Genomic DNA, 17,711 nt, shown 5'->3' with positions numbered 1-17,711 from the left:
CTCCGGTGTGCCGGGCTTCTTCAGCCGGCGTACGGGTCGGCGATGCCGATGTACTGGGTGTAGAGGTATTCCTCGATGCCTTCGAGGCCGCCTTCACGGCCCAGGCCGGACTGCTTGACCCCGCCAAAGGGGGCCGCGGCGTTGGAGACCACACCGGCGTTCAGGCCCAGCATGCCGGTTTCCAGGCGTTCACCCATCCGGATGCCCCGGTTCAGGTCCCGGGTGAAGACATACGCAACCAGCCCGTACTCGGTGTTGTTCGCCAGCCGGATGGCCTCGTCTTCGGTGTCGAAGGTGATGATCGGCGCGACGGGCCCGAAGATTTCCTCGGACAGGATCCGGGTGCCCTCGGTGACGCCCTTGAGGATGGTGGGCTGGTAGAAGTAGCCCGGACCCTCGACGGCGGCGCCGCCGATCACCGCGACCGCACCGGCGGACACGGCGTCGGAGACCAGTTCGTGGACCTTGTCGCGGCTCTTCGCATCGATCAGCGGGCCGACCTTGGACTCGGCCTCGGTGCCGCGGGCGGTGGTCATGTCCGCCATCTTCGCGGCGAACTTCTCCGCGAACTCGTCCGCGACGGACTCGTGCACGATGAACCGGTTCGCGGCCGTGCAGGCTTCGCCCATGTTCCGCAGCTTCGCCAGCATCGCCCCGGCGACGGCGGCATCGACGTCGGCGTCCTCGAAGACCACGAACGGGGCGTTTCCGCCGAGCTCCATCGAGGTGCGCAGCACGTTTTCGGAGGCATCCGCGAGCAGCCGGCGGCCGACCTCGGTGGAACCGGTGAAGGAGAGCTTGCGCAGCCTCGAGTCCTTGATCAGCGGCCCCGTGGTGGCACCGGCGGTGGACGTCGGGATAACGTTCAGGACCCCGGCCGGCAGCCCGGCCTCCATCATCACGGCTGCGAAGAGCTGGGAGGTCAGCGGTGTCAGGTTCGCGGACTTCAGCACCATGGTGCAGCCTGCGGCGACGGCTGGGGCGACCTTGCGGGTCGCCATGGCCAGCGGGAAGTTCCACGGCGTGATCAGCAGGCACGGGCCCACCGGTTTCTTCGTCACCAGCAACCGGGACTTCCCGTCCGGGGACACCGAGTAGCGTCCGAAGGCCCGCACGGCTTCTTCGGAGAACCAGCGCAGGAATTCCGCGCCGTAGGTGACCTCGCCGCGGGCCTCGGCCAGCGGCTTGCCCATCTCCAGCGTCATCAGCAGCGCGAAGTCCTCCGCGCGGGCCGTGACCATCTCGAAGGCCCGGCGCAGGATCTCCCCGCGCTCACGGGCCGGGACCTTCGCCCAGGACTCCTGCGCGGCAGCCGCCGCGTCCAGGGCGGCCGCCCCGTCCTCGGGGCCTGCGTCGGCAAGCCTCAGCAGGACCTTGCCGGTCGAGGGGTCCTCCACCTCAAAGGTCTTCCCGGACACGGCCGGGCGCCACTGTCCGCCGATCAGCAGACCGGTGGGAACAGAGGCCAGCAGGGCGCTCTCGCGCTCCGCAGTAACAATGGGCAGGGCAGTTACAGTCACGGTTGACTCCCTCGTCAGCGATGCGGGGTGGATGGGATCGGGTTCAGCGCTGTCCCACAGCCGTTGGAAACGTGACTCGGAGACGCACCGGATTACTGCCACGGTACCGCCGCGTTCTCCGCACTGTCTACGCATCTCCGCACTACGTAGGGCGGGGTTCGCTGTGCAGCTGCACAGCGGCGGGTCGGCCCGGAGACCGCCGCCCTAACGGGCTGCGAGCACCGCGGAATACAGTTCCCGTTTGCTGACCCTGGCGTCCTCCGCCACGGCCGCGACGGCTTCCTTGAGCCGGATTCCCTGCGCAATGAGCGCGTTGACGGCGGCCACGTGGTCTTCCGGTGTGCCCGGCTCCCGCTCGGGGGCGCCGCCCACGACGACGGCAATCTCGCCGCGCACCTCGTTGGACTCGGCCCACTCCAGCAGTTCCCGCAGGGTGCCCCGGATGACTTCCTCATACGTCTTTGTCAGTTCCCGGCAGACGGCGGCGCGGCGGTCCGCGCCGAAGCGCTCACGCAGCGCGCGGAGCATCGGCTCCAGCCGGTGCGGGGCCTCGAAAAAGACCATGGTGCGCCGCTCGGCGTCGAGGTCTGCGAGGCGGGAGGCTCGTTCCCCCGCCTTGCGGGGCAGGAACCCCTCGAAGCAGAAACGGTCGGTGGGCAGGCCGGAGAGCGCGAGTGCGGTCAGCACCGCGGACGGTCCGGGGGCGGCGGTGACGGTCAGTCCGGCGGCCACGGCCCCTTCGACCAGGCGGAAGCCGGGGTCCGAGACGGACGGCATACCGGCGTCGGTCACCATCACGAGGATCTTTCCGGACCGGACCTGGTCCAGGAGCTCGCCGGTCCTGGCGGCCTCGTTGTGCTCGTGGTAGCTGATGATCCGGCCGGCGACGGTGATTCCCAGGTTCTGGACCAGCCGGTGCAGGCGCCGGGTGTCCTCGGCTGCGACGATGTCCGCCGTCGTCAGCAGCTCGACGAGCCGGTAGGTGGCGTCTCCGACGTTGCCGATCGGGGTTGCCGCCAGCACGATCCGGCCGGGTCCGCCACTCTGGGGAGCCGGCTCCGGGTTTCCGCCGGGTCCGGGACCTGCGCCACCCTCGAGGTCGTCCGCCAGGCCGGAGTCGTCGCCGGAAAGATTCGGGGAGGTGCTGAGTTTAGGGTCCACCTGACCAGCCTAACTGCTGGCACCGAGAGCGGGCCGACGGGCCGGGCCGGCAGGTCCGGGGACCACAGCCGCAAAAGGTAGCATGGGCATCGTGACGCAGACCCCCACGCGGCCCGCCGAAACCGGTTCCACCGGATCGGCGCCCCCAGCCCCCAGCCGCGGACGCAACCTGGAGGGGCACCCGTGGGTCAGCCGCCCGGCGGAGGCGTTCACACCTGACGCGCTTAAGGACCGCCTGATCGGCAGCATCCGGAGCTGGCGGGACTATCCGCCCTCGTTCCGGCTGTGGTTCTGGCTCATTCCGGCCATCACCGCGGCCCTGGGCGGCGTCCTGCGTTTCGTCCGGCTGGATACGCCCCGCACCCTGGTCTTTGACGAGACCTACTACGTCAAGGACGGCTACTCGTTCCTGATCAGCGGCTACGAACGGGCCTGGCCGGACAAGGCCAATGACGCGTTCATCGCCGGCAATCCCGGGGTGCTGCTGGAGAGCCCCGAGTACGTCGTCCACCCGCCGGTCGGAAAGTGGATGATTGCCGGCGGGATGTGGCTCTTCGGACCGGACAATCCCTGGGGCTGGCGGTTCGGGGCGGCACTGACGGGCACGCTGTCCATTTTCCTGCTGGCCCTCATCGCCCAGAAGCTCTTCCGCTCGCTCACCCTTGGGGCCGCTGCCGGGGTGCTGCTGGCGGTGGACGGACACCATCTGGTGATGTCCCGAACCTCCCTGCTGGACATCTTCCTGATGTTCTGGATCCTCGCCGCGTTCGGCGCCCTCCTGATGGACCGCGACGACGGCCGCCGCCGGCTTGCCGAGCGGCTCGGCCGGCAGGCCGCCACCTCCCCGGACGGGCGTCCCGGCCTGCTCCAGCTGGTGTCCGGCCCCTGGCTGGGCATCCGCTGGTGGCGGCTCGCGGCCGGGGTGTGCCTGGGTCTGGCGGTCGGCACAAAGTGGTCCGCTCTGTTCTTCCTGGCCGGATTCGGGCTGCTGACAGTCTTCTGGGACCTGAGTGCGCGCCGGATCGCCGGAATCCACGGCTGGATCAGCGGCGGGATCCTCAAGGACGGGATTCCCGCGTTCCTCAGCATCGTCCCGGTGGCCGCCCTGGTGTACGCCGCCACCTGGACCGGCTGGTTCCGGTCCACGGACGCGTACTTCCGGAACTGGGCCGGGACCGTCCCCTCGGCGGAGTGGGGCTGGCTGCCGGACGCCGTCCGGTCCCTGGCGCACTACCATCTGGAGGCCTACAAGTTCCATCAGGGGCTGAGCGCGGAGCACCCGTACGAGGCCAGCGCCTGGAGCTGGCTGGTGCTCGGCCGGCCCACGTCCTTCTTCTATGAATCCCCCACACAGGGCAGCCCGGGATGCGGGACCGCCAGCTGCACCACAGCGATCCTCTCCGTGGGCAACCCGCTGGTCTGGTGGGGCGCCGCTGTAGCCCTGGGGATTCTGCTCTTCTGGTGGGCCGGGCGGCGCGACTGGCGTGCCGGGGCCATCCTCGCGGCGGTGGCGGCCGGGTACCTCCCCTGGTTCCTGTACCCCGAACGCACCATGTTCTTCTTCTACGCCGTGTCCTTCGAGCCCTTCCTGGTGCTGGGCCTCGTGTACTGCCTGGGCCTCGTTCTTGGTCAGCGCACGGATCCGCCATGGCGGCGGCGTTCCGGGCTCTCCCTCGTGACGCTCTTTGTGGTCACCGCCGTCGTCGTCTCGGCCTTCTTTTATCCTGTCTGGACCGCCGAGACCATCACCTACCAGGATTGGCGGTTCCGGATGTGGATGCCGTCCTGGATCTAGGGCAGGATTGCAGGGGACGTCCACCGGCACCAGGCGGACCCGGATCGGAGAAACGGCTGTGAGAGAAGCAAGCACCGGACTGCTCGTCGAGCTCGATCCGGGCAGCAACGTGACGGACCTTTTGCTGGAGCAGCACGGCAAGGATCCCGTGCATGCGCTGTACTCCCGCAAAGGGCCGGCCGGCTGGGCCGACGTCTCCGCGCAGCAGTTCCTGGACCAGGTCCGGGCTCTGGCCAAGGGCCTGATCGCCGGCGGCATCACGCCCGGGGAAACCGTGGCGGTCATGTCCGGCACCCGCTACGAGTGGACCGTCGTGGACTTTGCCATCTGGTTCGCCGGGGGCGTCCCCGTTCCCATCTATGAGACGTCCTCCGCCGGCCAGGTCGAATGGATCCTGAACGACTCGGGCGCCCGGCGCATCTTCGCGGACAACGAGGCAAAGGCAGGGCTGGTCCGCCAGGTCCTGGACAGCTCCGGCCTGCTCGGTGGCACCGTGCTTCCGGTGGTGCGGATGGACTACGACGGCGCCGCCCCCAACCTCGCCAGCCTGGCCGCAGCGGGCACCGGAGTCGGCGACGCCGAACTGGAACGGCACCGGTCCACGGCCGGGCTCGCGGACGTTGCCTCCCTCGTCTACACCTCCGGCACCACCGGCCAGCCCAAGGGCTGCGAAATCACGCACGGGAACTTCGCCCTGCTCGCCAAGAACATCGTGCTGTTCCTGCCTGAGATCCTGTGGCAGCCCCGGACCAGGACGCTGATGTTCCTCCCGCTGGCCCATGTCCTGGCCCGTGCCGTCCAGGTGATCTGCCTCAGCGCCGGGACCACCCTGGGCCACACCGCCAGCGCCAAGGAGCTGCTGGAGGACCTGGCCAGCTTCAAACCCACCTTCCTGCTGGTGGTGCCCCGGATCTTCGAGAAGGTTTACGCCGGCGCCGCCCACAAGGCGGCCCTCGCCGGGAAGGAACGCCTGTTCGGGTCGGCGGCCGCCGCCGCGATCGACTACTCCCGGGCCCTCGACGCCGCAGCCCGGGGCACCGGCCCCGGCCCCGGATTGGTGAACCGCACCAAACACGCCCTCTTCGACCGGCTGCTGTACCCCAAGCTGCGGCAGGCCTTCGGAGGCCAGTTGGGCTACGCCGTCTCGGGGGCCAGCCCGCTGAGCTCCCGCCACGCGCACTTTTTCCGCGGCGCGGGCATCCCCGTCCTCGAAGGCTACGGCCTCACCGAAACTACGGCCCCGTGCACGGCCAACACTCCGACACGGACCAAGGTGGGAACGGTAGGCATCCCGGTGCCCGGGACCACCATCCGGGTCGCCGAGGACGGCGAGATCCTGGTCCGGGGCATCGGCGTCTTCAAGGGGTACCACAACAACGCGGCGGCCAACGCGGAGGCGTTCGTGGACGGGTTTTTCCGCACCGGCGACCTCGGGTCCCTCGACCCGGAGGGCTTCCTGACGATCACCGGCCGGAAGAAGGACCTGCTGGTCACCGCCGGCGGCAAGAACGTCGCCCCCGGTCCGCTGGAGGAGAAGATCCGCGAGCACGAACTGGTCCTGCAGGCGGTGGTGATCGGGGACGGCAGGCCGTTCGTGTCAGCCTTAATCAACCTGGACCCGGAGGGCCTGGAAAACTGGTGCACCGTGCACAAGGTTCCCGCCATGAGCCCGGCCGAGGCCTGCGGGAACGACTTGGTCCGCGGTGCCCTGCAACGCGCGGTGGACGAAGCGAACGCCCTTGTGTCCCAGGCCGAATCCATCCGCAGCTTCGTTGTGCTGGACGCCGACTTCACGGTGGAATCCGGGCACCTGACACCGTCGCTCAAGCTCAAGCGTGCCGCCGTGGTGCGTGACTTCGAGGCGCAGATCAACCGGATCTACGGCTGACGCCGCCTCACCCCTGACACAAGGAAGCGGCCGGCACCGTGGTGCCGGCCGCTTCCGCGTGTCTGTGGTCCGCCGGATCCGGCGCCCCTAAACGGCGCTGGAGTGTCCCCGCGCGGGGGTGCCGTTTGTCCCGGTGTCCCCGGTGGCGGAGCTTCCGGCTGCTGTATCCTCTGCGTCAGCGTCGGCCGTGGCGGATACCGTCGCAGCACTTTTCCCGCCGGCTTTGCCTGACCTGTCCCGCCGGAAGAGCGAGCGCTTCGCGGGGGCAGCCTCCTTGGAGGCAGCCTCGGTGGAGGTGGCTTCGGTGGCCTTGTTCCCGGCCGGGGCGCCGGCCGCTGCGCCGCGCTTCGGCAGTCCGCGGCGCTTGCGCGTCGGCCAGGTGAGAATCAGGGTGACGAGCGAGGCGAGAAGCACCAGGACGGCGATCACAATCCCGCCGTCGACCCAGAACTGGGCCGGGAAGAGCCGGATCAGGGTGTCCTGCAGGGAGAACGTCCACGTGCCGCTGGCAAAGAAGACGCTGTGGAACTGGGCAAAAAACTGCTCCCAGCCCAGCACCGCCAGCACGCCGAGGCTGATGATGATGACAAGGCTGACAATCGACCCGGCGAACAGGCCGCGCCGCACTCCCCCGGGGCTGCGGCGCCGCAGGTAGATCACGGCGATCAGGCTCAGCAGGATGAGCAGGACGCCGGCGCCGAAGGCGGACAGAATGACGAGTTTGACGTCGGCCATGTGGCTGACTTCGCCGTCCTCAAACAGCCTGTCGCCGCTGCGGTGGACCAGTCCGCCCAGGTACCGCGGTCCCGCCCAGTTGCTGAGGTAGTCCACAGCATAGGAGCCGTAGGTCATGCGGTCATCGGTGCTGAAACCGTAGCCGTCGCCCGGAAATCCGGGCCGGTTGTACTCCACCCAGAGGAACAGGGGGCTGGCGACGGCCCGGACGGCCAGCACCAGCAGGATCACCGGGAAGCACACGGCGAGCAGGACCTGCATCACGCGCGGGGCCACCGGTTTGGCATTCAACGCGTGTTCACGTTCGGCGTTGCGGCGCTGCACTTCCGCCTCCGGGGGCCGGACCTGCAAGGCGGAGGTGGGAAGCGGCTCTCTGAAGTGGGTGCCGTTGTCCTTGGGCGCCGGTTCGACGGCGGCTTCCGCCGCCTTGCGGCCGGCGCGCGACAGGGTCCCCGGAGTGCTGCCGGCAGCCCGTGCGGCCGTGCTGTGGGAGGCCGTGCTGTCGGAGGCCGTGCTGTCGGAGGCCGTGCTGTCGGAGGCCGTGCTGTCGGAGGCTGCGCTCTCGGAGGCTGCAGAATGCTGCTCCGCGGACTTCGGCGTCATCCAGTCGAACGCGGGCTCGTCAGTGTCATCGGCCGGATCCAGCTGCGGATCCGGCCGGTTCGGAGGGGTGGGACTTGAGTCAGTCACTGCAGCTTCGCTTCCGTAGGTGTCCGCGCCGCCGGCCGGGGCCCGGCAACGCTACATATCTGCGTCCGAGCCTACCGCCAGAGCCTGGGCGTGGGCGTGATGCCACACCCCGAGGGACGGGGAATCAGGACGGGGAATCAGGACGGGGAATCAGGACGGGGAATCAGGACGGGGAATCAGGACGGGGAATCAGGACGGGGAATCAGGACGGGGAATCAGGACGGGGAATCAGGACGGGGAATCAGGACGGGGAATCAGCACGGGGAATCAGGGGAAGTACCGGTGCGGCCGGCCGCCGGCGTCCCGGTCACCGCTTCGCGTACTGTGCCCAGGGGATGTTCCAGTCGCCGAAGCCTTCGAGCGGTTCCACGGCCGGGGCCCCGGTGTTGAGGGTCTGGACGACGTCGCCGGTCTTCATGTTGTTGAAGAACCAGGCGGCGTCCGCCGGAAGCAGCCCGACGCAGCCGTGCGACACGTTGGACTTGCCCACCGCACGCCAGGCCGATTCAAGGGCCTGGTGGACGTACACGCCGGAGCTGGTCAGGCGGTTGGCGTACTCCACGGTCAGGGGAGGGTAGTAGCCCTTGTCGCCGGGTTCGAGTCCGATGCTGCCGGCGTTGAAGTCCGAGTGGCGTTCCTGCTCCATGATGACGGCGTAGCCGGTTGGGGAGAGCCAGTCAGCGTCGCCCAGAGTGACCGGAGCCGTCTTGACGAGTTGGCCGTCGAAGTAAACGTTCATGGTCTTGGTGATGTCATCAACGACGGCCAGGCGCTGCGGTCCGACCTTGAAGGAGACTTTGTTGTCGGAATTGCCGATCATCTTGTTGCCAAAGTCGACGCCGAAGAGTTTCAGGTCCACGGTGATCTCGCTGTTGGCGGCCCAGAACGCTTCGGGGCGAATCCGGACCCGGCGGTCCGAGTACCAGCGCCACGCCATGGCCTGGCCGGAGGACGCCGTGACGGTCACGGCCTTCTCCATGGCCTCCTTGTTCAGGACGGGCTCGCTGAAGACGATTTCGATGGGCTGTCCGGCGCCGACCGTGGTGCCGTTGAGCGGATAGACGGCGGCGTCCGCCTCGTTGGCTGCGGCCACGGTCGCGAAGGTCTGGGCCTTTTTTGTCTCGCGCCCGGCCTGGTCGACGATGGTGAAGCTGTACTTGTACTTCGTGTCGAATTCCAGTGGATCCCCGGCGGTCCAGGTTGAGCCGTCCGGGCTGGTGGCTCCCGGCACGGGGTCGCCGCCGGCGGCCGGGACCAGCACGACGTCCTTCACGACGCCGTTGACTGCCTTGACTGAGGGGGCGGCGGCGGGGTTGACACCTTTGGCGCCGTCGGTCGGGGTCACTCCGAGCTCAACAAGCTTCACGACGGGGGCGGCGAGGCCGGGCGCGTTCCGCATCGGCGCCGAGGCCTCGGAGGGCATGCCGGGCCGGGCCCAGCCCGGTGATGTGGCGACGCCGATCCCGCCGGCCGCGACAACGGCGCAGATGGCAAGGGCCGCCAGTATTTTCCCGGTGTTGCGGGGACGGTGTCCCGGCTGCCGGCGTCGATGCCCGCTCTCTTCAGTCATGGCCACTTCCTGTGTTCCCTCACGGATTCTGCCTTCAAGCCCACATCGGGGCTCACGATCTCCCTCCTGCCAGCATAGGCGAAGCGTCCCGTCGGCCCGCCCCGGCACCGCCACGGCCAGATCACAAAGGGAGCCCCGGACACTTGGTCCGGGGCTCCCTTCCTGCGGGAACGACGGGACCTTTGGCGGCCCGGGCCGCTGCCCCAGGCGGTTCCTAGTAGCGGTAGTGGTCCGGCTTGTACGGGCCGGAAACCTCCAGGTCCAGGTACTCGGCCTGTTCCTTGGACAGCTCGGTCAGTTCGACGCCGAGGGCATCCAGGTGCAGTCGGGCAACCTTCTCGTCCAGGATTTTCGGCAGCACGTAGACCTGCTTGTGGTACTCCCGTTCCCCTTCCGGCTGGTCACGCTTGGTGAAGAGCTCGATCTGCGCGATCGTCTGGTTGGCGAAGGAGTTGCTCATCACGAAGGACGGGTGTCCGGTGGCGTTGCCGAGGTTCAGCAGGCGCCCCTCGGACAGCACGATAATGGATCGGCTGCCCTCTCCCGTGGCGGGGTCTTCCGCGAAGACCCACTCGTGCACCTGCGGCTTGATTTCAACCTTCGTGATGCCGGGGATCCGGGCCAGCCCGGCCATGTCGATCTCGTTGTCGAAGTGGCCGATGTTGCCCACGATCGCCTTGTCACGCATCCCGGCCATGTGCTCGGCCATGATGACGTCCTTGTTGCCGGTGGTGGTGATGAAGATGTGACCCTCGGCCAGGACGGACTCCAGCTTCGCAACCTGGTACCCGTCCATGGCCGCCTGGAGGGCGCAGATGGGATCGATTTCGGTGACAATAACGCGCGAGCCCTGGCCGCGGAAGGCCTCCGCTGCGCCCTTGCCGACGTCGCCGTAACCGCAGACGACGGCAACCTTGCCGCCCATCAGGACGTCGGTGGCGCGGTTGATGCCGTCCGGCAGCGAGTGGCGGATGCCGTACTTGTTGTCGAACTTGCTCTTAGTGACGGAATCGTTGACGTTGATCGCCGGGAACAGCAGCTTGCCCTGCTCCGCGAGCTGGTAGAGGCGGTGCACGCCGGTGGTTGTTTCCTCGGTGACGCCCAGCAGGCGGGAGCCGATCCGGGTCCACTTCTGCGGATCCGCCTGCAGCGAGGCGCGCAGCACGTCAAGGAAGACCCGCCCCTCCTCGGACTCGTCGTCGGCGGTGGCCGGGACAGCACCAAGCGCCTCGAAGTCGGCGCCCTTGTGGACCAGCATGGTCGCGTCGCCGCCGTCGTCGAGGATCATGTTCGGGCCGAGGTCCGGGTTGCTGTCCGCGCCGGGCCAGGTCAGGATCTGCTCCGCGGTCCACCAGTAGTCCTCCAGTGTCTCGCCCTTCCAGGCGAACACCGGAACACCCTGCGGGTCCTGAACCGTTCCGCCGCCGACCACCACGGCGGCGGCGGCTTCGTCCTGGGTGGAGAAGATGTTGCAGGAGGCCCAGCGGACCTCCGCGCCGAGTGCCGTGAGCGTCTCGATCAGCACGGCGGTCTGCACCGTCATATGCAGGGATCCGGCGATCCGGGCGCCCTTGAGCGGCTGGCTGGCACCGAACTCCTGCCGCAGGGACATCAGGCCGGGCATTTCGTGCTCGGCGAGGCGGATCTGGTGCCGGCCTGCCTCGGCCAGGGAGATGTCCGCAATTTTGTAATCGAGAGTCATAAGAATCCTTTGCTGTGGCCGGCGGTCAGGTCCGGGACCTGGCTGCCTCGAACTAAAGTAGAGGGCTGATCAGTCGCTGGAAAGTACTTCGGAGCCGAGCGGCGCAGCGATGGGCCGGCATCCTAGCCGGCGGGGCGCGGGGACGCGGCGTCGTGCTGGAAGGCGGGGGCCGCTGCGGCGGCCGGGAGCAGTTCCGGCGGCAGCAGCAGGGGAATGCCGTCCTCGATCGCGTAACGCAGCTTCACCCCGTCGGGGCCGGCCGCAGTGGTGATGAGATCCTCGCCGTCGAGAACCAGCGGGGACCCGGTGACGGGGCATCTCAGGACAGACAGGAGTTCGGGACTGATCTTCGGCATGGTGAACGCTCCCTGGTGGACGCCGCAGCAGGCGCCGGTGGCTTACGGATTTTGCAGTTCCCAGCCTACCGCCAGTTGCAGCTTACGAAGGTTCGCGCAGGACGCGCAGATGCCCCCGCCGGATGCCCTCGGTTGCGGCCGGAGCTTCAAGGGCGGGGTGGGCGCCGCGCTGGCCCTGGCCGGATTCCGGTTCGGCGGGCCGTGACGCCGCCTCCCGGACGGCGTTGGCCAGGTCGAGGAGGTCATCGGGGCCCGGACCTGCGGGGCCGGCCGGCATTGCCAGCCGGAGCACTTCCCAGCCGCGCGGGACTGTCAGGGACCCGGCGTGCTGTTCACACAAGTCGTAGCAGTGCGGCTCGGCGTAGGTTGCCAGCGGCCCCAGAACGGCGGTGGAGTCGGCATAGACGTACGTCAAAGTGGCCACCGCTGAGTTGCGGCAGGCTGACCTTGAACAAAGACGAATAGCTCCCACGACTTCACAGACTACTCCCCCGGGCCGCAGGAGGCCGGACGGCGCGCTGGCGGCGGGTCGGACGGCCCATATCGCGTAAACCATGCGGCGGGTTTAGAGTCGAGATATGCAGTCATCGCACCAAGATCCGGGTTTCACGGTCCGCTTGGCTGAAACCGACGCCGGACGTCTCGACGCCGCTTCCACCGCGGGCGGTTCCGGCAGCGCCGCGGCGCCGAGGGGCTTCCGCCAGCGGCGGAGGAACCGGCACGGCCGCGGACTCCGCGGCGAGTTGATGTTGCCCACGCTGCCCGGTTACCGCACCCGCTCGGACCGTTTCGACGACTTTGTCCTGGACTCGGCTGAGCGGCTCCACGACATTTGGGGCAAGCCGCTGGACGCGGTCCGCTTCGCCGTCGATGAGATTCCGCCGGGGCTCGAACAGCTCGTGGCGGACCGCACTCTCGCCCCGATGGGCTCCTACTCCCCCGCCACGGCGGAGGAGGGACCGGTGATCACCCTGCACCGCCGGGTCGTCGAGCAGGCCTGCGGCAGCAGCGAGGAACTCCAGGACCTGGTCCATGACGTCGTGGTGGAGTACACCGCCGAGATGCTGGGAGTGCCGCCCGAGTCACTCGATCCTGTGTACCGCCGCCGCTACTAGAACCGATCCGAAGAATCCCCGGCCGCAGGCACGCCTGCGGCCGGCACCGCGGCGCATCCGGCCGCCCGGCAACCGGGAGCGCTCAGTAACCGAGGGTGACCGGGACCTGTTCCTGGCCAGCCGCCCCAGGGGCAACGGCGATCGTTGAGATGTCCTGCCTGCCGTCCTGTTGCAGCAGGACCGCCCCGTAAGCGGGATCCCCCGCAGCGGACACGAGGTAGCCAACCAGCTGCGAGCCCGCGACGTCGACCGGGATCTTGATAAGAGCGGTGGTGCCGCCGGCAATGTCGGCGGCTGAGGCCGCGTGAACCTTGCCGTCTGCCGTGACCGGGGTATAGGAGATGGTGGCCCGGCCTTCGGGAGCACCGAAAATCAGGTAGCGGTCTCCTGCCCCGGGGACCGGAACAACGTGTTGGCTTCCCAGCCTCGCCGAGGCCGGTGACCACGCAAAGTCGGAGGCATCCCCGGCCGTCAGTCCCCTGGTGACGCGCGCCGCCGCCGTGAAGGAAACGTCCGAGCTGACGGACACCGTGTAGGGCCCGGCCGGCACGCCGGCGAGGGGGACCTCAGTGACGGATCCGGCCTTCGCCGTGACCACTCCACCGCCGGGCAGAGCCTTCTGGCCGTCCCGTCCAAAGACTTTGATAGCGACGACGGCATCGGCGGAGCCCGGCACCGTCAGCTGCAGGGCCGGTCCGGCATCCCCGAAGCCGGGCTGGCCGGTGAGTCCCGCCATACCGCCGGGGTCCTGGATGTCGACACCGGGGATCACCTGGCGGAGGGCCGGGGCCGCGGCCGGAGCGATGAACTCGACGCCGCCGGGCGTCAATCCCCGCAGCACACTTTGCTGGATATGCGCGGCCACCGGCCCGCCGGCGCTGCGCACCCGGACGCTGAGCCGCTCCTGCCCCGGGGCGAGGCCGGCCAGGATAACGGAGCGGGTAGTGCCCGGCGCGACGAGGAGTCCCCGGCTGCCCGGGGCCTGGATCCGGCCTTCGGCGCCGAAGAGTTCAAGGCTGACCGTGGCGGGGCTGCTGGAAGCGTTGCTGAGCTTCAGCACGGCCGTCCGGCCGAGCGCGGTGTTTGCCCCGACAAGCCAGAGGTCGTTGCCGGGTTGCTGGCAGGCTGCGGCCGCCGAACCCCGGAGGTCACCATCCTCGGCGGTGTAGCGCAGAACGGCTCCCGCGGAGGGCTGGCGGTCCGCCTGCGCATCAGCGCTCAGGACCGTGACGCCGTCGACGCCCTGCCGGGTCACGACACCGGCCACGGGCACCGCGGCGGGCCTGGCCGTGGCCGGACCGTCCGAAACCGGTGCGGCCTTGGCAAGTTCAACCAGGGTGCTGCCGGTCAGCGAGGCGAGCCTGCTGCCGGGCAGGACACCGGCGCTGGAGCCCAGCACCACGGCATTGACGTCGCTCCGGGCGGTGGCGGACTCCGGGCTGAACTGCGGATCGGTGCCCACGGGGGCACCTTCCAGGAGCCGGGCCGGCCCCGGGCAGACGCCCACGCTGCTTCCTGCGGGGACCGCCGCCAGCGGCACCGCGATGGGCCGGCTGCTGCCGGGACCCTGCGGAGTAAGCGCCGTGGCGGAAACAAGTCCGCCGCCGGCAGCGAGGAGGACGACGGCGGCGAGGACGCCGCCCAGCCGTCGGGCGCGCGGAGGAGCCGCAGGCGCCGGGAGCAGCGGCACGGCCGGGCCGTGCCCGGTCCGGCCGGTCGGCGGCGTCGGTGCGCCGGCGCTGCTGGCTGCATCGTCGGAAGCGTCGGCGGCGTCGTCCCCGGTGTCGGGGGCATGGTTGGCGGGTTCGTCGGGGATGTCGTCCCTAGGCATGTTGGTGTTCCTTACGCAGGGAGCCTTCGTCCCTGGAGAGGCCGGTGTTCGGCCGACGGGCAGGCATGGGGATGGCCAGCAGGATGGTCAGGCCAATGATGACGGCCTGGGTAATGCCCGTCCAGACGGCCCAGGGCGCTTCGTAGCGGAGACTGAATTGCCCGCCCTGGGCGGGCAGGGTGAAGGCCTGCGCCCAGCCGGAGGTGCTGGCGGTGAGACGGCGGCCGTCGAGCCAGGCGCTCCAGCCCGGATCGGCGCGTTCGGCGAGCACCACGAGCCGTCCTTCCGGCCCGGCGGGCACCGCGGCATCAGCGGACCCCGCCCGGGACGGGACCAGACCCACGGTTGCGCCCGCGCCGTCAACGATCCGCACGCTGTGGGCCACGTCGGCGGCCGCGATGACGGGCTGGTTCAGCGGGCTGATCCGCCAGAGCCAGCCGACGTCGGTCTTGCCGACGGCGACGAGGCCGGGGACGGCGTCCATCCGGCTGGCGGTCAGCTGGGCCGCGGTATCGGCGGACCGTAGGACCACGAAGCCGACGCCGAGCTGCTCCAGCTCGGCGCGCGGATCGACGCCCTGGCCGGCCACGATGGTGGCCACGACGTTGCGCAGCGAAGCCACGACGGCGTCGTCGTCACGAACGCTCTCCCGGCCGGGCTCCCCCATGATCGGGCGGGCGGCGGCAATTGTTGACAGGGAGTCGAGGGTGGTGCCGGCGCCGCGCATGAGCGTGGCGCCGAACGTTCCGTTTTCGCCGGTGGAGATGATGAGGGTGCGGGACTGTTCGGGTCCTTCGCCGCGGTCGATGGCCGTTGCGGGCAGGGTCCTGGACTCGGCCGGTTGCACCAGCCTCGTGGCGCCCAGGGAATCGGTGCCGGTCGCGCCGGCAGCCGGGGTGGCCTGCGGCTGGACGTTTTGCGCGGCCCATACCGTCAGGCCCGCCACCGGGCCGGCCAGCAGCAGGACCATGGCCGTGATCGCGGTGCCGCGGGTCAGGATCCTGCGGCCCGTCGTTGCGGCGGCGGCCCGGTCGGCGGCGTCCAGCAGGGACGCCGCGCCGATCAGGGACGCCCCCAGGAGGGCAAAGGCCGCGGCCGACACGGCCGGTCCGGCAAAGGGAGTGACCAGGACGTCGGTGCTGGCCCCGGTGGCGACCTGGCTGCTGAGCCAGCCGCCGGCCAGCAACAGCAGTGCCGCGGCCCAGAGGGCGCGGGCAATCCGCGGCGGACGGACCGGCAGGAACAGGGCCGCCACGGCCAGGAGCAGGACGGGCAGTCCGATCAGCAGGGCAAGCAGGAGCGCCCACGGGAGGGCAGAGTCTGCGCCGAACACCGGAAGGCCGGTCAGGCCGCCGTCGGCCGCGAAGCGCAGGGGCTGGCCCAGGGCTTGCTGCCACAGCGGTGCCGCGTCAAAGCCCAGCGGCAGGCCGGGGTCTGCGAGCAGGGCGCGGGGCCGTTCAATGGTGGAGGCCAGGAACGGTACGAACAACGCCAGGGTGGGGAGCAGTGCCCACCACACGGTGCGGCCGCGGCGGCCCAGGAGCGTGCCGCACAGTGCCACGAGCACAACGCCGGGCAGCAGCAGCGAGGGGGCTGCCGCGGTCACGACGGCCAGCGCCAGCCCGGCCGCGGCGGCCGCTGTCCAGGAGGGGGCGCCGTTGATTCCGGGTTTCACCGGGGGCGCTTCGGTGAACCGCCGCTCGCCGGGGGCAGGGACAGCGAAGCGCCCGCGTCCCGCGACGCTGCCGGTGGCCCGCAGCAGGGCCAGCACCAGCAGGGGCATCATGATGTGGGCGACCAGGGCGCCTACCCGTCCCTGGTTGAGCGCCACCTGCAGGGCGGGCGCTCCGGCCCAGAGGAGGGCGGCGGCCAGCCGGAGCCGGCGCCGCTGGGTCAGCGCGCCGGCGGCAAACCAGGCGAAAAGAGCGCAGAGCGGCATGGCCAGGAGGAGCAGCCCGCCCAGTGCGGTGTTGGCGTTGCCTCCGCCGAGCACACCGAGGACCCACAGGACGTAGCCGAAGGGGTCCCCGCGGCCGGGAAGTCCTGCGCCAAGGGTGATCCACCAGCCGGAGGCCTGGTTCCAGATCTCGCCCAGCCCCAGCGAGAGGGGAATGATCGCGCCGCCGGTGACAGCTTCGGCCCGGAACAGGCTCAGCAGGCCGATCAGGGAGGCTCCCGTGGTGAGCAGGACAGCGAGCAGGGCGCCGTTGCCCACCCAGCCCCGCTCGGAGGTGGTCAGTGCGGCGAAGTCGTCCGCCGAGTCGCCGGTGGGCTGTTCGGCCAGCGGGTCGATTCCGCCCAGGTTTTCCCCGGCGTCGTCCGCCCCGAGGGCTTCCATCAGTGAGCGGCGGTGCGCCCAGACTTCACGCCGCGGGGTCTGCAACCCCTTGATGACGGATCGCCGGATGCGGCGCGTCCGGGCAGCGTTGCGCCGGCCGCGGGCCACGGCCGCAGGACGTGAAAGTGCGCCGAAAGTAGCCAGGAGCTGCGACACACCGTGTCCCGGGTCCTTGACCGCGATGCTCAGGACCAGCTTGAAGATACTGCCGAGCAGGGCTCCGGCGGCGTGCAGCGGCACCTTCCAGGCGGGGGCGTGCTTGAGCCTCAAATGCACCTGGGCCTTGCGGGCCGCCGCCGCGTTGCCCAGGGCGTGCGGGCGGTGCGGGACGTGGAACATCCCGGCGCTGGGGACCACCACCACACGGTGTCCGGCCACCCGGTTGCGCCAGCAGAAGTCGACATCGTCGCCGCTGCCCGGCAGTGCCGGGTCGAAGCCGCCAAGGTCCTCCCAGACGTCGCGGCGGACCAGCATGCCGGCGGAGTTGACGGCGAAGGTGTCGCTGCGCCCGTCGTACTGTCCCTGGTCGAGCTCGTCGGCTTCGATGAGGGTCAGCCGCTCGGCCCAGCGGCTGGTGGAGAGCCCGACGTCGATCAGCCGGCGCCCGGAGTGCCAGTCCAGCTGCTTGCAGCCCGCCACTGTGACCGACGGTGCGCGTTCGACGGCACGGAGCAGTTCGGCGAGGGCCTCGGGTGCGGGGGCAGCGTCGTCGTGCAGCAACCAGATCCACTCGACCACGGGGCGGCCGGCGGTTCCCGTGCCGGACGTGCCGGCGCCGCCCCAGGGGGCGAGGGCGCTGAGGCCTGCCTGCACCGCCGCGCCCATGCCGCTGCGGGGCTGCTCGAAGACGGTGACGTTGGCTGCGCCGAAGGCCTGCTCGAGGAGGGCCGCCGAATGGTCGCGGGAGCCGGTATCAACCCCGATGCAGGTGTCCGCGGGGCGGCTCTGAGCCGCCAGCGCCGCGAGGGTTCTGGGGAGAAAGTCACCGCCGTCGTGGGAAACCACGACGG

Annotated in this window: 13 protein-coding genes; 4 read left to right on the top strand and 9 right to left on the bottom strand. The window is 69.9% G+C overall.

The features are described 5' to 3' along the window. Positions 1-20: 20 nt before the first annotated feature. On the bottom strand, positions 21-1,520 hold the full coding sequence (locus tag ACZYX4_RS07015) for an NAD-dependent succinate-semialdehyde dehydrogenase (RefSeq protein WP_463874757.1): 1,500 nt from the start codon (positions 1,518-1,520) through the stop codon (positions 21-23). Between the two features lie 204 nt (positions 1,521-1,724). Next, a complete protein-coding gene (rsmI, locus tag ACZYX4_RS07010; RefSeq protein WP_463874829.1) occupies positions 1,725-2,546 on the bottom strand; it encodes a 16S rRNA (cytidine(1402)-2'-O)-methyltransferase in 822 nt (273 codons plus the stop codon). A 217-nt stretch (positions 2,547-2,763) separates the two neighbouring features. On the opposite strand from rsmI, the gene ACZYX4_RS07005 reads away from it, so the two are divergent. Continuing rightward, a complete protein-coding gene (locus ACZYX4_RS07005; RefSeq protein ID WP_463874756.1) occupies positions 2,764-4,476 on the top strand; it encodes a dolichyl-phosphate-mannose--protein mannosyltransferase in 1,713 nt (570 codons plus the stop codon). Between the two features lie 58 nt (positions 4,477-4,534). Continuing rightward, positions 4,535-6,364, top strand: a complete 1,830-nt coding sequence (locus tag ACZYX4_RS07000; RefSeq protein WP_463874755.1) for an AMP-dependent synthetase/ligase — start codon at positions 4,535-4,537, stop codon at positions 6,362-6,364. 87 nt (positions 6,365-6,451) lie between these two features. Here ACZYX4_RS07000 and ACZYX4_RS06995 read toward each other — a convergent pair whose 3' ends face one another. After that, positions 6,452-7,702 carry a TIGR01906 family membrane protein gene (locus ACZYX4_RS06995; protein ID WP_463874754.1) on the bottom strand — a complete coding sequence of 417 codons (1,251 nt, stop codon included), beginning with the start codon at positions 7,700-7,702 and terminating at the stop codon, positions 6,452-6,454. On the opposite strand from ACZYX4_RS06995, the gene ACZYX4_RS06990 reads away from it, so the two are divergent. Beyond that, positions 7,611-7,808 (top strand): hypothetical protein, encoded by a 198-nt coding sequence (locus ACZYX4_RS06990; protein WP_463874753.1) that lies wholly within the window; start codon positions 7,611-7,613, stop codon positions 7,806-7,808. The two genes, ACZYX4_RS06995 and ACZYX4_RS06990, sit on opposite strands and share 92 nt — an antisense overlap. A gap of 288 nt (positions 7,809-8,096) precedes the next feature. Here ACZYX4_RS06990 and ACZYX4_RS06985 read toward each other — a convergent pair whose 3' ends face one another. From ACZYX4_RS06985 to ACZYX4_RS06970, 4 genes are all read right to left on the bottom strand, one after another. Further along, on the bottom strand, positions 8,097-9,359 hold the full coding sequence (locus tag ACZYX4_RS06985; protein ID WP_463874752.1) for a L,D-transpeptidase: 1,263 nt from the start codon (positions 9,357-9,359) through the stop codon (positions 8,097-8,099). Positions 9,360-9,573: 214 nt separating this feature from the next. Further along, the gene (ahcY, locus tag ACZYX4_RS06980; RefSeq protein ID WP_463874751.1) at positions 9,574-11,061 is read right to left on the bottom strand and encodes an adenosylhomocysteinase; all 1,488 of its coding nucleotides are present in this window, start codon (positions 11,059-11,061) and stop codon (positions 9,574-9,576) included. A 122-nt stretch (positions 11,062-11,183) separates the two neighbouring features. Further along, on the bottom strand, positions 11,184-11,417 hold the full coding sequence (locus ACZYX4_RS06975; RefSeq protein WP_463874750.1) for a Trm112 family protein: 234 nt from the start codon (positions 11,415-11,417) through the stop codon (positions 11,184-11,186). Between the two features lie 82 nt (positions 11,418-11,499). Further along, on the bottom strand, positions 11,500-11,889 hold the full coding sequence (locus tag ACZYX4_RS06970; protein ID WP_463874828.1) for a DUF3499 domain-containing protein: 390 nt from the start codon (positions 11,887-11,889) through the stop codon (positions 11,500-11,502). Positions 11,890-11,995: 106 nt separating this feature from the next. Between ACZYX4_RS06970 and ACZYX4_RS06965 the strand changes: the two genes are divergently transcribed. Next, positions 11,996-12,532 carry a metallopeptidase family protein gene (locus ACZYX4_RS06965; RefSeq protein WP_463874749.1) on the top strand — a complete coding sequence of 179 codons (537 nt, stop codon included), beginning with the start codon at positions 11,996-11,998 and terminating at the stop codon, positions 12,530-12,532. 82 nt (positions 12,533-12,614) lie between these two features. On the opposite strand, the gene ACZYX4_RS06960 is transcribed toward ACZYX4_RS06965, so the two are convergent. Both ACZYX4_RS06960 and ACZYX4_RS06955 read right to left on the bottom strand, forming a co-directional pair. Next, entirely contained in the window at positions 12,615-14,363 is a 1,749-nt protein-coding gene (locus ACZYX4_RS06960) for a DUF5719 family protein (protein ID WP_463874748.1), read from the bottom strand. Continuing rightward, the gene (locus ACZYX4_RS06955; RefSeq protein ID WP_463874747.1) at positions 14,356-17,706 is read right to left on the bottom strand and encodes a glycosyltransferase; all 3,351 of its coding nucleotides are present in this window, start codon (positions 17,704-17,706) and stop codon (positions 14,356-14,358) included. Before ACZYX4_RS06955 ends, ACZYX4_RS06960 begins: the two co-directional genes overlap by 8 nt. Positions 17,707-17,711: the final 5 nt, after the last annotated feature.

The organism is Pseudarthrobacter leeuwenhoeki (assembly GCF_055412885.1).
Note: the sequence above shows the minus strand (reverse complement) of the source record. Positions and strands in the feature narration are given on the sequence as shown.